Here is a 13,859-nt window from a genome sequence, read left to right as displayed (position 1 = left end):
GTAAAATTAGAAAAAATAGATGTCATTACTAATATAAGTGAATTAAAAAGATTTAAAGATATTTCTAAGAAAGTTGATTTAAATATTGATTTGAGCAACAAAAAAACTATACTCTATGCTGGCACTTTAGGCCCGGTTAATGATATTATGTATGTTGCTAAATTAGCTGAAAAAATGATCAAAATAGATCCTGATGTTTTATTTCTTATTTTTGGAAACGGTAGCGAAAAAGAAAAAATAATATCATATTGTCAAGAAAAAAATATTCTCAATAAAAACATTGTTTTTAAAGAGCCTATTAGTAAAGACTCTCTCCCTCATTTATATAGCAAAATCTCGATGGGTAGCTCATTTGTTTGGGATTATAAAATTAAATGGGATAATTCTGCGAATAAGTTTTTCGACTCTTTAGCCGCTGGTCGCCCAATATTAATTAATTATTACGGTTGGCAGGCTGAAGTAATAAATAAAAAGAAGTGTGGATTTGTTTTACCCTATCATTATAATGAACAAGATATTCAAAATTTGGCTAAATATCTTAATAACAACGAAAACCTGCAAGAACAATGTATGAATGCTTTATTAGCAGCTGAAGAATATTCTTTAGAAAATGCTGTTAGTAAATATGTTAATATTTTAAATTCAATATGCGTTAAATAGTTCATGACAAAATTAAGTTTAACATATCGATTTTTAAGGGCTATAGGGCTAAATTATTCTGAAAAAGAGTATGGAAATATAAGTTTATGGGTATTAATTAAAAGAGTATTTAAAACTTATAGAGATGGATTTTTACTAAAATTCTTAATGAACTCGTGGTTATTAGCTCCAATTAGTCCCCGAAAATTAAGACCATGGATTTTAAGAAAAATTGGCGCCAAAGTGGGAAATAATGTATTTATTGGTTCAAATGTTTGGATAGATTCTGGACATGCTAATATGTTAATTCTAGAAGATCATGTACATATTGCAGGAGAATCTACTTTGCTATGTCATCAAAGGAATTTAAAAGAATATTATAAAGGAGATGATTATGCAATATTAGGATATAACATTGCAAAAATTCATCTAAAAAAAGGTTGTCTTATTGGACAAAGAACAATGGTAATGCCTGGGGTTACTGTTGGCGAAGGAGCGATTGTAGGAGCTTATTCGCTTGTTACGAAAGATATACCAGCATGGACAATTGCTATGGGGAGACCAGCTAAGGTTGTGAAAGAAATTCCAGAAAGACCTAATATTGATATTAAATAGATAATGAAAATACTAACATTTGATATTGAGGAATGGTATATAGAAAAGGCTTACTACGGTGGAAGAAAAGATAAATATCAAGAATATGATAGATATTTGAATTCTATTCTAGATATATTAGAAGAACAGAAAATTAAAGCTACATTTTTTTGTATAGGAAAAATTGCTCCCAATTTTCCAGAAGTTATTCGAAAAATTGCCGATAAAGGTCATGAAATAGGTTGTCACTCTGACGAACATATATGGCTCAACAAAATGAAACCCTCTGCCGTGCGAGAGGATACTATTGAGGCTGTTAAGTCTCTTCAAGATGTTTCAGGTCAGCCAGTTATCAGTTACAGAGCTCCAGCTTTCTCTATTGGAGAACAAAACAAATGGGTTTTCGAAGTTTTGTATGAATGTGGTATCAGAAGAGATGCATCAGTTTTTCCCATGACACGAGATTTTGGAGGATTCTCATCATTTCCATCACGTACACCAACAATTGTAGAATATAATGGCATCCAAATAAAAGAATTTCCTATTTGTTCTACTAAATTGTTTGGTAAAGAAGTTGCATATTCGGGAGGAGGTTATTTTCGATTTTTCCCTCTTTGGCTTCTTAAGAATAAAATGAAAAACAATAAATATGTAATGACCTATTTTCATATCGGCGATCTTATACACAATAAAGGTGGCATAATGTCAAAAACTGACTATGAAACCTATTTTAAAGAAAAAGGCTCGTTTTTTAACCGTTTAAAAAGGTATGCAAAATCGAATATTGGCACATCAAATGCATTTGAAAAAATGACCCATCTAATAAAACAGTTTAATTTTATTAATTTAGAAAAAGCTGATTCTCTGATCGACTGGGGAAGTAGTGAGTGTGTGATATTATAGTGGGGTATAAAGCTAAAAATCTAATATTAAAACATATTAGCACTTGTATTTAGCTCAGTATGCACAACCATTTTCAGAAATAACTAAAAACATGTATAAACACATAAAACACATTCTCGATTTTCTTTCAGCACTAATTGGATTTATCGTTATAAGTCCGATATTCCTATTTTTATGGCTATTACTAGCTATTGCCAATAAAGGTGCTGGAGCATTTTTCTTTCAAGAGCGTCCAGGCAAAGATGAAAAGATTTTTAAGGTCATCAAATTTAAAACCATGACTGATGAAAAAGACGAGCGAGGGAAACTATTGCCTGATGCTGAAAGATTAACAAAAGTCGGTAAATTCGTTCGCTCAACTTCGTTGGATGAAATACCACAATTGCTAAACGTTATAAAAGGAGATATGTCCTTAGTTGGACCTCGTCCGTTATTGGTGCAATACTTACCTTTATATAACGATTCTCAAAAACGCCGTCACGAAGTGCGACCAGGTATTACCGGATGGGCTCAAGTTAACGGTCGAAACGCCATAAGCTGGGAACAAAAGTTTGAACATGATGTATGGTATGTAGATAATATGTCTTTGGCATTAGATGTAAAAATACTTTTTCTTACACTAAAAAAAGTATTTGTTCGTGAAGGAATTAGTTCAGAAACAAGTGCTACGATGGAGGTGTTTAAAGGAAATAATGTGTGAATAACTGTTCACTAAAAAAGTAAACATCATGTATTTGTACGGAGCAAGCGGACACGCGAAAGTAATTATTGATATTCTAACAGCACAAGGTGTTGGTGTCCATGGATTATTTGACGATAACGAAACTATTAAAGAATTGCTGAGTTATCCTGTTTTGAGGACTGACAGAGTAATTTCTCCTTTAATTATTTCAGTAGGCGACAATAAAACAAGAAAAAAAATAGCAGAAAGTTTAGAAGTTGAATATGGTAAAGCCGTCCACCCATCTGCTATAGTTTCTGAACATTCATCCATTGGTGAAGGAACGGTCGTTATGCAGAACGTAGTTATACAATCATCTTGTCAAATAGGGAAACATTGTATTATCAATACGTCAGCATCTGTTGACCACGATTGTATCGTAAAGGACTACGTGCATATCTCTCCTAATTCTGCACTTTGTGGAAACGTAACATTAGGAGAAGGGACATGGATAGGAGCTGGTAGTACTATTATACCTGGAGTAACAATAGGTAAATGGTGCATTATTGGAGCTGGCTCTGTGGTAACAAAAAATATCCCAGATTTTTCTTTGGCGGTGGGAAACAGATGCGAGATTTTAAAATCATTAAAAAAAGAGTGATAATATATTGCTATTAATTAATAAATAGCAAAAAAAACAGACAAAACCATCGATTTCATACATGTCTGCATTCCAATTGCATAAATGTATAAATTTTGTTGATTAGACAAACACCACTATATTTACATTTTAAATCTATGATTACACAAAAATGCCCTCAACTAACAATCCATTTTCTATAAAAGATAAGCACTTTTTGGTTACAGGTGCCTCATCGGGGATAGGTAGAGCCATTGCTGTCGAATGTTCTAAACTTGGTGCTACTCTCACTATTACCGGTAGAAATGCCGAACGGCTCAATCAGACTTTATCGATGATGGATGGTAATCAACATAGTAGTGTTATAGCTGATTTAACTTCCGAAGAAGATAGAAATAAGCTAATTGACGAACTGCAAATTATCGACGGCTTGGTAAATTGTGCCGGCGTTAGCGACCCGCTACCATTTCAATTTGTTAGTGAAAAGAGTATAGACTTTATGATGGATAACAATTTCAAAGCCCCTACTCTACTGACACAAGGTATTATTAAAAAGAAAAAATTGAAGAGAAATTCTTCCATTGTATTTATTTCTTCTTTGTCGGGCGTTTATTTATCAATGGTTGGAGGTGCTTTATATTCGGCTTCAAAAGGTGCCATTAACGGACTTATAAAAGGTATGGCTTTAGATTTGGCTCCAAACTACCGAGTTAATTCCATTTGCCCAGGAATTATTGAAACTCCTATTTTAAACGATGGACTTTTTATTGAAGGTCAACTAGATATGTACCGACAAAAAACACCACTCAAACGAAATGGTTTCCCCGAAGAGGTCGCCTATACTGCTATTTACCTACTATCAGACGCAACAAAGTGGATGACAGGCACAAACATTGTTATAGACGGCGGTTATATGCTGAACTAAAATATACATTAAAATATATGAGTACAAATAAAAGTAGAATTTGGTTATCTTCTCCACACATGGGTGGAGAGGAATTGGAAAATGTAATAGAAGTATTTGAAAGTAATTGGATTGCTCCATTAGGACCTATGGTCGATGGTTTTGAAATAGATTTACAAAACTATACCGGCGTTAAACACGCAGCAGCACTTAGCTCCGGAACCTCAGCCATACATCTGGCACTAATTATACTTGGCGTAAAACCAGGTGATATTGTTATTTGCCAAAGTATGACCTTCTCTGCCTCAGCAAATCCAATAGCATACTTGGGCGCCACTCCTGTATTTATCGATTCAGAAAATGAAACCTGGAACATGAATCCTGACTTCCTTGAAATGGCAATTAGGGACAGCATTACAGGAAAAATCAATGGCAAACCAACTCTACCAAAGGCTATTATACCTGTACATCTATACGGAATGCCTGCTAAAATGGACGAAATAATCGCCATAGCTAATAGTTATAACATACCTATTGTTGAAGATGCAGCCGAAGCATTGGGTTCTTCGTACAATAACAAAAAATGCGGCTCTTTTTCGGATATTTCTATTCTTAGTTTCAACGGAAACAAAATTATAACCACAAGTGGTGGCGGTGCTTTGCTAAGCAATAACGAAGAATACGTAAAAAAAGCTCGCTTCCTTGCTACTCAAGCCCGTGACCAAGCTCCACATTACCAACACTCAAACATAGGTTACAATTATCGCCTGAGTAATGTTTTAGCTGCTATTGGAAGAGGACAAATGCAAATTCTTGATAAACGCGTAGAACAAAAAAGAAAAATTTTTGAAACTTACAATAAATACTTTCAAGATAAAAATAATATTGGCTACAATGTCAAATTCCAACCGGAAATGGAAAACAGCTTTTCAAACAGATGGTTGTCGTGTATATTGGTCGATCCTGCCGAAAACAAAAACGTCGACGTTGAAAAAATCAGACTTGCCCTAGCAGAAGACAATATTGAATCCAGACCCTTATGGAAACCTATGCATATGCAACCTGTTTTTGAATCTTGCTCTTTTTTTGGCAATAACACCGCCGAATATCTCTTTAATAACGGACTGTGCTTGCCATCAGATAGTAAAATGACTGAAAACGACTTTGATAGAGTTTTTTCCGTACTTGACAGAATTTTTGTGTAAATTTGAACAGACAGCCGATAAATGCCTTTCATAAGTACCGACAATAATATTTGGAAATCACTATCTGTCGAGTTCCCCAACGATTTTTATTGCCTACCCGAATATACTTCACTAGAATCCAAGCACATAAAAGGAGAACCGCTTGCCTGGTATTTCAAAAAAAACAATTCAGAAATACTTTTTCCTCTCATAGATAGAGAGATTCCTAATCTGAGAAAACGCGATCTAATCAGTCCCTACGGATATACAGGTTTTTGCGGAAACAACATTAACAAAGACTTCTTTGCCGAAGCTATAGAAAACTTTAACGAAGAAGCTTGTAACGATGGCTATTTCACATCTTTTATCAGATTGCACCCTTTTAACAATTGCGTAAAAAGTTTTGAACCAAGCAATTACATTATCAAGCGTAGCAATATTGCATACATTCCTCTAAATAAATCCATAGAAACTGTACAAAAAGGGTTTTCTAAAAACCATACGCGAAATATTAATAAACTAATATCTGATAAATATACCGTTAAACTCAACGATTACAGTTTCTTAGACGATTTTTACAAGTCGTATATACAAACTATGGAAAGAAATAAAGCCCAAAGTTATTATTTCTTCCCATTATCTTACTTTACAAAACTAATTTCAATTTTGGGCGACAAAATGCACTTTATAAGTATTCTTTCACCCAATGGCAAATACGTTTCCGGCGGCTTATTTTCTGTTGCCAACAAAAACATGCAATATCTTTTTGGTGGAACCGAAAATGATTATGTAAAAGATAGTCCTTCAAAGCTAATGATACATTACGCAATAGTTTTAGGTAAGAAACTAAAAGCAGAATACATATGTTTAGGCGGTGGTGTAAACAATAGCAACGATGACGGACTATTTAGGTTTAAAATGGGCTTTGGCAGCATGTACCGACCATTCTACACGCTACACCTAATTCATAAACCCGAAGAATACGCCAAACTTAGTGTGGAAGAAGACGACTTCTTTCCAAAATATAGACGAAGATCGCGATGATTAGTGGCTATTGGCTTTTAGCTGTTAGCCCTTGGCTATTGATTATATCTAGCTAATGGCTAAAGGCTAAAGGCTAAGGGCTAAAAGCTACTCCCGCAAACCCCGCAACACGAAACACGTAATACCTTGAAATTCAAAAAACTAAACAAAAAACAAAAAAGAATAATTAAAGATATTGTAATCTTTGCAATATTATTATTTTCATTTCACTACATATACATATTCTGGAGTAAAAATGACTATTACCCGTTTCAAAACCAAGTTAACGCATTATTCGATAAAGCCTCTGTCGTTGTAACCAAACAAAGCGACTGGATTTTGACGCATATTTTCAAACAACCACACACAACAGAAGGAATACAAATTACAGTCGATACAGTAAAAGGTCACACTTTTACAGTTGAAGTCAGTCCTGGATGCACAACTCTCAAACAGTGGCTGCATTGGATTTTTTTAATGCTTTTGTTCCCTGGGCCATTCAAGCATAAGCTTTGGTACATTCCCTTAGGTCTTATCGCTATACACATAGCCAACCTTATCCGAATTACAGGGCTTACCCTTATTGTTACCCAACTTCCCTATCATTTCGCCTTTTTCCATAATTATATATTCAAAACATTTTTCTACTTTGTGATATTCGTGATGTGGCTGATATGGGCTGAAAAAATAAAACGAAGATAATATGCAACTATTTATATTAATTTTGTATCTTTGCACGATTATTGTAGGCTGATCACTCATAATTTATTTTTTATACCAAAAGACACCCAGAGAAATGAAAGGTTTTTTACATGATTTCTTCAAGAAAATATCAGGCAAGATAGTACCTCGATGGCTTGTGCTTTTCATTGATGTTGTTATCGTTGTTTTTTCATCCCTATTCGTTAACATTTTACTTTACAGTTTCTACTTCTACGATTTAAGCAACTACTGCTGGTTTATGACTCATAATACTGTTGTAATTAGCGTATCGTCAATTGTGGGATTTTTAATTATAGGCACTTACAAAGGCATTGTCAGACACAGCGACATCAACGATTCATTAAAAATAATAAAAGCATTAGCAATAGCTATAACAATAGAAATTGTAGCGTACATATACCTCAATTTTCTTACCAACTATAACTTTAACATCGATTTATCGCTAACTTTAATTTTTATAACCAATGTTGTTATTTTTGTTTTACTGCTTGTATTCCGATTTTCTGTAAAACTTACTTTTCATTACTTCACCAAAAACAACAACGGTAACCAGATAAACATAATAATATACGGTGCAGGAGATGCAGGACGCGTAACACAAAAAGTTATCAACAGCGCCAAAGATAAAAGTAACCTGAAAGTAGTGGGGTTTGTCGATGCATCACCAAAACTTCAGGGTAAAGTTATTAACGGTGTTAAAATATATAGTCCTTCAGAGCTCAACAATGAGTTGGTTGAAAAACTGAAAATAGAGGAGATAATTTTTGCTATATTAAATATTTCTGAGAAAGAAAGAGTTGAAATATTAAACAACTTAGTAAATTTAAACAACGTTAAAGTAAAAGAAATACCGCCTTTAAGCAGTTGGTTGGACAAACAACTTTCACTTTCAAAAATTAAGGAAATTAAAATTAACGACCTGCTCGAACGCAAAGAAATTAAATTAAACCTTGAAGAAATTGAAGCTTTTATTAAGGATAAAGTTGTTTTTGTTACTGGAGCCGCAGGAAGCATTGGAAGCGAAATTGTCAGACAAATAAGTAATTTTTCGCCTAAGCGAGTTGTATTAATAGACCAAGCCGAAACTCCATTGCACGAGTTACAACTTGAAATGTTTAAAAACTGCCCCGATTTTTATAAAATTATAGACTTCCAAATTTGTAGCGTGTCGGATAGTGTTATGCTTAAACACATTTTTGACAAGTACAAACCCGATATAGTGTACCACGCCGCTGCTTACAAACACGTTCCTATGATGGAAAGTAACCCTATTTCGGCTGTAACTGCTAATATTATTGGAACATATATAACGGCATCTCTTGCAAAAGAATATAATTGCGACAAGTTCATCATGATTTCTACCGATAAAGCCGTTAACCCTACCAACTTTATGGGTGCTACAAAACGAGTCGCCGAAATAATTTGCCAAGGTATAAATAACGACCCAAATAATAAAACTAAATTTATTATTACACGATTTGGAAATGTTTTGGGCAGCAACGGCTCGGTTATACATTTGTTTAAAAAACAAATTAAAGACGGAGGTCCTGTTACCGTTACCCACAAAGACATAGAAAGATATTTTATGACCATACCCGAAGCATGCCAATTAGTACTTCAAGCATCTGCTTTTGGCAATGGCGGAAATATTTTTATGTTCGACATGGGAAAACCTGTGAAAATTGCAGACCTTGCTCACAAAATGATTAAACTCAGCGGACACACACCTAACGGCGATATAGATATTATTTATACAGGTTTGAGACCCGGAGAAAAACTAACGGAAGAAATGCTGATGAAAGACGAAAACTTGATAGAAACCCCCAATGAAAAAATAAAATTGGCAAACTTGACTCCAGTCGAATATGTTATGGTTGACAATATCATGAATAGCATTTACGAAGCATACAACCAATTTGACACCTACCAAATTGTAAAAAAAGTCAAACTAATAGTCCCTGAATACAAAAGCAACAATTCTGTTTTTGAAAAAATTGACGAGGAAATAGAATTGGAAAGAGGAAGTAAAATTTAAGTTAAAAAATTAATTACATCATGAAACTAATGTGAAGACCTAAGTTGGAAGTTATGAGTTATGAGTCAGGAGTATTGAGTGTCATAGCTTGCACCCACAACTCAGAACTTAGGACTCAATACTATTTTACAATTTATGGCTAAGGAGTATAAACAATTTAGTGATTTTAGAGATTTGATTGCTTACAAAAAGGCTTTTGAGCAAGGTTGTGAAATTTTTGATTTAACTCTTTCATTCCCAAAAGAAGAACAGTATTCGTTAACTGATCAAATAAGACGTTCATCTAGATCTGTCTGTGCAAATTTAGCGGAAGCATACAGGAAAAGAGACTATTTAAAACTTTTTTTATTAAAAATAACTGATTGCTTGGGAGAAAACAGCGAAACACTTGTTTGGTTAGAATTTGCAAAACAACATAAATACATTTCAGAAGAAACATACTTAAAACACTACGATTCAAACGAAGAAATAACAAAACTATTAAAATACATGTACAACAACCCAACTAAGTTCGGAGTAGGAGTAAAGAAATGATCTCTCTTATAACTCAGAACTCAAAACTCAGAACTCAAAACTCAAAACTCAAAACTCAAAATTCAGAACTCAGAACTCAAAACTCAGAACTCAAAACTCAAAACTCAGAACTCAAAACTCAAAACTCAGAACTCAGAACTCAGAACTCAAAATTAACAACTATGAAAACAAAACTCTTATTAATCACCATTGCGCTATTCTTTATGTGTTCGCAACATACACAAGCAAAACAAAGCATAAAGGTATATCTAACTTATAAAACCTACTCTACCCCAACCAACGAAAGTTACTTTGAAGTATACCTTAGCCTTGATGCCAACAGCATGGAATACGCTAAAATTGGTGAAAACAAAAAACAAGCAAAAGCTCAAATTACTATGCTGTTTTCGGTTAACGACTCTATTCACGCTTTTAAAAAATATATTGTCGAAAGTCCCATTATAGACGATAGTGCCAACACGGCTTTCACACTACTTAGTCAAGAAAGATTTCAACTACCCAAAGGTAAATACTTGTTTACACTCAAAGTAAAAGACCTAAATAGTGATAATCCCGAAGTTTCAGGCTCAGAAGAATGGGTAATGCCCGACTATTCAGGTTTCTCAATATCCGATATTTTACTAGTCGAATCGTATAGTATTGCTGAAGACAATTCAAAAACAGCTAAAAGCAACTTGGAAATTTTTCCACACCAGGATTATTTTTACCCCGAAAAAGACAAAATCTTATCTTTCTATTACGAAATATATAATTCAAACATAACCCTTTCCGATACAGGCAACTTACTTGTAAAATCCGGAATAGCAGACTTTTCTACAGGCGAAATGCTTAACAGTTATGTTCAAATAAAACGTGCAAAAGCAAAAAGTGTAATACCTGTTTTTACGCAAATGGATATTTCACAACTGCCAAGTGGCAACTATTACGTTAGCAGCGAATTGTACGATAGAAACAATCAGAAATTACTGTCGAAAAAAACTCACATACAAAGGGTCAACAACAATGTTGATTTCAACGACCTTCTGCTTGCATCTACAATGGTAGAAAGCAACGGATTTTTCGAAATAAATAATAAAGACTCTTTGCAATACTACGTCAGGTCGCTCTACCCTGTAGCTTCACCGCAAGAAAGACTTTTCATTACAAATAAACTAAAAGAACGTTCGGTTTCGGATATGCAAAAATTCCTTTCATTTTTCTGGACTCAAAGAAATAGCGATGCACCTTACATGACATGGAAAACGTACAATAAAGTTGTAAAAGCCGTAGAAGTCGAGTTTGGTACTCAAACCGTTAGAGGATTCGATACCGACAGAGGTAGCACATTCTTAAAATACGGTGCACCCGACCAAAGAGTCAGAATGACAGATAACCCAGTTTCGCTACCCTACGAAATTTGGCATTATTACAAGTATCAAAACCAAACTAATCTGAAGTTTGTATTTATAGCACGCTCTTTGTCGCACGACTTCGTTTTAGAACACTCTACCGCTGATGGCGAAGTGAAAAATCCCGACTGGCAAAATTACCTCAGTCGCACACAACAAGCTACTCGTAGCGACGACCCCAATAGGCTACACCGTGCCGACGACTCCTTTAACTTTGGCGAAAGCTCAGGCGAAATTTATAACCTGAATAAGTAATGACTGATTTTAAAATTGCAGTTGTTATCCTCAACTGGAACGGACTGAAATTTTTACAACAATTTTTACCCAAAGTTGTTGAATATAGTAGCGATGTCGCCGATATTTACGTCGCCGATAACGCCTCTTCCGACGAATCGGTGAACTGGTTGAAAGAAAACTTCCCGCAAATTAAAATTATTATAAACGATAAAAATTACGGATTTGCTCAAGGTTACAATGTTGCATTAAAACAAATAGATGCCAAATACTTCATTTTGCTCAACTCCGACGTAGAAGTTACCCCCAACTGGATAATGCCCGTTGTCGAACACTTAGAAAACAATCCGAAAATTGCAGCAGCACAGCCAAAACTTCTATCATACAACGAACCTTACTTATTTGAATACGCAGGAGCCGCCGGCGGATTTATCGATAAATACGGATACCCATTCTGTAAAGGTCGGATTTTCCAGCACATTGAACAAGATGACGGACAATACAACTACTTAGATGAAATTTTTTGGGCTTCGGGAGCTTGCCTATTCATTAAATCTGAAACCTTTTTTGAAGTAGGCGGATTTGATGATGACTTTTTCGCTCACATGGAAGAAATTGACCTCTGTTGGAGACTTAAAAACAAAGGCTACTCAATTGTATATAATCCCTACTCGACTATCTACCACGTTGGAGGAGGCACTCTGCCGAAAAAATCTGCTAAAAAAACCTACCTCAACTTCAGAAATAACCTGATACTCCTATATAAAAACCTCCCCAAAAACCAATTGCTCAAAGTCTTTATTTTGCGCTTTTTTTTAGATGGAATTGCAGCTATAAAGTTCTTGTTAGAAGGATGTCCTGCCGACTCATTCGCAGTGTTGAAAGCACATTTTCATTTTGCCAAAAATATTAATAGGAAGTACAGAATTAAACGAAATAAAATTCAGCACCACTGCTTCGACCATATTTATAAAGGAAATATAGTCTGGGAACACTACATCAGAAAAAAGAAAAAGTTTACCGAACTGAAACCGGAACTGTTTAAATAGTGTTTCGGGGTACGTGGTACTGGTTGCGGGGTAAACTTGCGATTATTGAGCCTACTGAAGTACCATAGTGCTAATGATAATGGGTATGGCGTACAAAATAAGTTAATAGTATGAGTTATAAAGATTTGGATATTTTCAATTTAGCTTTGGAATTATTTTTCAAAGTTCATCCTTTATCTTTAAAACTTCCAAAATACGAGTTATATGAATTGGGTTCGCAGATAAGACGTTCGGCAGATTCTGTAGTAACAAATATTGTTGAGGGATATGGAAGAAGAAAGTATAAAGCCGAATACATACGCTTCCTCGTTTTTTCTCATGCCAGCACAGATGAGACAATTCTGCATATATTAAAAATAAAACAACTTTATCCTCAATATGCAGAAGAGTACAACAAATTGGAAAAAGAATACAATATTTTAGGGGCAAAAATCAACAGTTACATTAAATACGTCGAGAATAATTGGAAATAATACCACCATCCCGCAACACGCAACACGCAACACGCACCACGCAACACGCACCACGCATCACGTCCCGAAACTTCGGGACACCGCCAACAATCCTAGTCGATAAACCTCCAAACCAAAACCCGCAATCACCCCAACACACGCCTCCGACAATAACGACACCCTGCGATAAGGTTCTCGGGCATAAATGTTTGAAATGTGGACTTCAACAACCGGAACATTCACAGCCCTAATAGCATCAAGTATAGCAACGGAAGTGTGAGAATACCCACCCGCGTTTAAAATAATGCCGTCAACTCTTGTACTTTCAGTTTGAATAAAGTTCACAATCTCTCCCTCAATATTCGACTGATAAAAAGACAAGTCAACATCACTGAAATTTTCTTTAAGTTTAGTTAAATAATCTTCTAAACTAAAATCACCGTATATTGATGTTTCCCTTTTCCCAACCAAATTGAGGTTAGGTCCGTTTATTATTGCGATTTTTTTCATGCCAATTTAGTTAACAATATTAAAGCCTTTGCAATACAAAGTTACAAAATTAGTATTCTTAGAGTTTCACTTTTATATTTTTCTTTTCTTAATTAAAAAAATAAACGTTAGAAATTGGAATTTCCCACCGCTCGCTCGATTTTGCAAATCGAGCGGGTGTCAACGATTTTGTTAAACTATTTTGCAATAAATAAACCTAACAGCTAAGTATCCCGAAACCCGCACCACTATCTATTTTCCATTTTCGGCATTTTGGTGTCTGAGTTCATCGAAGACCGATACACCGATATTTCGCTTCGCTCAATATCGGCACTCAATGACCGAAAATGTCACAACCCGCACCACGCAACCCGCATCCCGCATCCCGAAACTTCGAGACTAACAGC

15 protein-coding genes are annotated in these 13,859 nt (G+C 35.0%); 14 read left to right on the top strand and 1 reads right to left on the bottom strand.

What is annotated here, in order from left to right:
* The 14 genes from PHP31_03685 to PHP31_03620 all read left to right on the top strand — a co-directional run.
* A partial coding sequence (locus PHP31_03685) for a glycosyltransferase (protein ID MDD3738376.1) occupies positions 1 to 660 on the top strand: 660 nt, incomplete at its 5' end.
* Between the two features lie 3 nt (positions 661 to 663).
* On the top strand, positions 664 to 1,254 hold the full coding sequence (locus PHP31_03680; protein MDD3738375.1) for an acyltransferase: 591 nt from the start codon (positions 664 to 666) through the stop codon (positions 1,252 to 1,254).
* 3 nt (positions 1,255 to 1,257) lie between these two features.
* The gene (locus tag PHP31_03675; GenBank protein MDD3738374.1) at positions 1,258 to 2,136 is read left to right on the top strand and encodes a polysaccharide deacetylase family protein; all 879 of its coding nucleotides are present in this window, start codon (positions 1,258 to 1,260) and stop codon (positions 2,134 to 2,136) included.
* Positions 2,137 to 2,227: 91 nt separating this feature from the next.
* Positions 2,228 to 2,836, top strand: coding sequence for a sugar transferase (locus PHP31_03670; GenBank protein ID MDD3738373.1), 609 nt, complete (start codon positions 2,228 to 2,230; stop codon positions 2,834 to 2,836).
* Positions 2,837 to 2,864: 28 nt separating this feature from the next.
* On the top strand, positions 2,865 to 3,458 hold the full coding sequence (locus PHP31_03665; GenBank protein MDD3738372.1) for an acetyltransferase: 594 nt from the start codon (positions 2,865 to 2,867) through the stop codon (positions 3,456 to 3,458).
* Positions 3,459 to 3,609: 151 nt separating this feature from the next.
* The gene (locus PHP31_03660) at positions 3,610 to 4,362 is read left to right on the top strand and encodes an SDR family NAD(P)-dependent oxidoreductase (GenBank protein MDD3738371.1); all 753 of its coding nucleotides are present in this window, start codon (positions 3,610 to 3,612) and stop codon (positions 4,360 to 4,362) included.
* A 17-nt stretch (positions 4,363 to 4,379) separates the two neighbouring features.
* Positions 4,380 to 5,546, top strand: a complete 1,167-nt coding sequence (locus PHP31_03655) for a DegT/DnrJ/EryC1/StrS family aminotransferase (GenBank protein ID MDD3738370.1) — start codon at positions 4,380 to 4,382, stop codon at positions 5,544 to 5,546.
* A gap of 21 nt (positions 5,547 to 5,567) precedes the next feature.
* Positions 5,568 to 6,569: a hypothetical protein gene (locus tag PHP31_03650; GenBank protein MDD3738369.1), complete on the top strand. Its 1,002-nt coding sequence runs from the start codon at positions 5,568 to 5,570 to the stop codon at positions 6,567 to 6,569.
* A gap of 126 nt (positions 6,570 to 6,695) precedes the next feature.
* Positions 6,696 to 7,250, top strand: a complete 555-nt coding sequence (locus PHP31_03645; protein MDD3738368.1) for an exosortase/archaeosortase family protein — start codon at positions 6,696 to 6,698, stop codon at positions 7,248 to 7,250.
* Positions 7,251 to 7,344: 94 nt separating this feature from the next.
* On the top strand, positions 7,345 to 9,306 hold the full coding sequence (locus PHP31_03640; protein ID MDD3738367.1) for a nucleoside-diphosphate sugar epimerase/dehydratase: 1,962 nt from the start codon (positions 7,345 to 7,347) through the stop codon (positions 9,304 to 9,306).
* A gap of 135 nt (positions 9,307 to 9,441) precedes the next feature.
* Complete coding sequence (locus PHP31_03635) at positions 9,442 to 9,840, top strand: four helix bundle protein (protein ID MDD3738366.1); 399 nt, start codon at positions 9,442 to 9,444, stop codon at positions 9,838 to 9,840.
* Positions 9,841 to 10,001: 161 nt separating this feature from the next.
* Positions 10,002 to 11,483 (top strand): GWxTD domain-containing protein, encoded by a 1,482-nt coding sequence (locus PHP31_03630; GenBank protein ID MDD3738365.1) that lies wholly within the window; start codon positions 10,002 to 10,004, stop codon positions 11,481 to 11,483.
* A complete protein-coding gene (locus PHP31_03625) occupies positions 11,483 to 12,511 on the top strand; it encodes a glycosyltransferase family 2 protein (GenBank protein ID MDD3738364.1) in 1,029 nt (342 codons plus the stop codon). The genes PHP31_03630 and PHP31_03625 overlap by 1 nt, the downstream gene beginning before the upstream one ends.
* 110 nt (positions 12,512 to 12,621) lie before the next feature.
* On the top strand, positions 12,622 to 12,984 hold the full coding sequence (locus PHP31_03620) for a four helix bundle protein (protein ID MDD3738363.1): 363 nt from the start codon (positions 12,622 to 12,624) through the stop codon (positions 12,982 to 12,984).
* A gap of 57 nt (positions 12,985 to 13,041) precedes the next feature.
* Here the strand turns inward: PHP31_03620 and PHP31_03615 are convergent, their stop codons facing one another.
* Positions 13,042 to 13,473 carry a 3-dehydroquinate dehydratase gene (locus PHP31_03615; GenBank protein ID MDD3738362.1) on the bottom strand — a complete coding sequence of 144 codons (432 nt, stop codon included), beginning with the start codon at positions 13,471 to 13,473 and terminating at the stop codon, positions 13,042 to 13,044.
* Positions 13,474 to 13,859: the final 386 nt, after the last annotated feature.

It is taken from the genome of Lentimicrobiaceae bacterium, assembly GCA_028697555.1.
Classification (GTDB): Bacteria; Bacteroidota; Bacteroidia; order Bacteroidales; family UBA4417; genus UBA4417.
This window is presented reverse-complemented; position numbering and strand designations above follow the sequence as displayed.

Coding starts and splice junctions, on each gene's coding strand:
- PHP31_03630 (MDD3738365.1), top strand. CDS start 10,002: ATGAAAACAAAACTCTTATTAATCACCATTGCGCTATTCTTTATGTGT.
- PHP31_03620 (MDD3738363.1), top strand. CDS start 12,622: ATGAGTTATAAAGATTTGGATATTTTCAATTTAGCTTTGGAATTATTT.
- PHP31_03640 (MDD3738367.1), top strand. CDS start 7,345: ATGAAAGGTTTTTTACATGATTTCTTCAAGAAAATATCAGGCAAGATA.
- PHP31_03660 (MDD3738371.1), top strand. CDS start 3,610: ATGCCCTCAACTAACAATCCATTTTCTATAAAAGATAAGCACTTTTTG.
- PHP31_03670 (MDD3738373.1), top strand. CDS start 2,228: ATGTATAAACACATAAAACACATTCTCGATTTTCTTTCAGCACTAATT.
- PHP31_03625 (MDD3738364.1), top strand. CDS start 11,483: ATGACTGATTTTAAAATTGCAGTTGTTATCCTCAACTGGAACGGACTG.
- PHP31_03655 (MDD3738370.1), top strand. CDS start 4,380: ATGAGTACAAATAAAAGTAGAATTTGGTTATCTTCTCCACACATGGGT.
- PHP31_03675 (MDD3738374.1), top strand. CDS start 1,258: ATGAAAATACTAACATTTGATATTGAGGAATGGTATATAGAAAAGGCT.
- PHP31_03615 (MDD3738362.1), bottom strand. CDS start 13,473: ATGAAAAAAATCGCAATAATAAACGGACCTAACCTCAATTTGGTTGGG.
- PHP31_03680 (MDD3738375.1), top strand. CDS start 664: ATGACAAAATTAAGTTTAACATATCGATTTTTAAGGGCTATAGGGCTA.
- PHP31_03635 (MDD3738366.1), top strand. CDS start 9,442: ATGGCTAAGGAGTATAAACAATTTAGTGATTTTAGAGATTTGATTGCT.
- PHP31_03665 (MDD3738372.1), top strand. CDS start 2,865: ATGTATTTGTACGGAGCAAGCGGACACGCGAAAGTAATTATTGATATT.
- PHP31_03650 (MDD3738369.1), top strand. CDS start 5,568: ATGCCTTTCATAAGTACCGACAATAATATTTGGAAATCACTATCTGTC.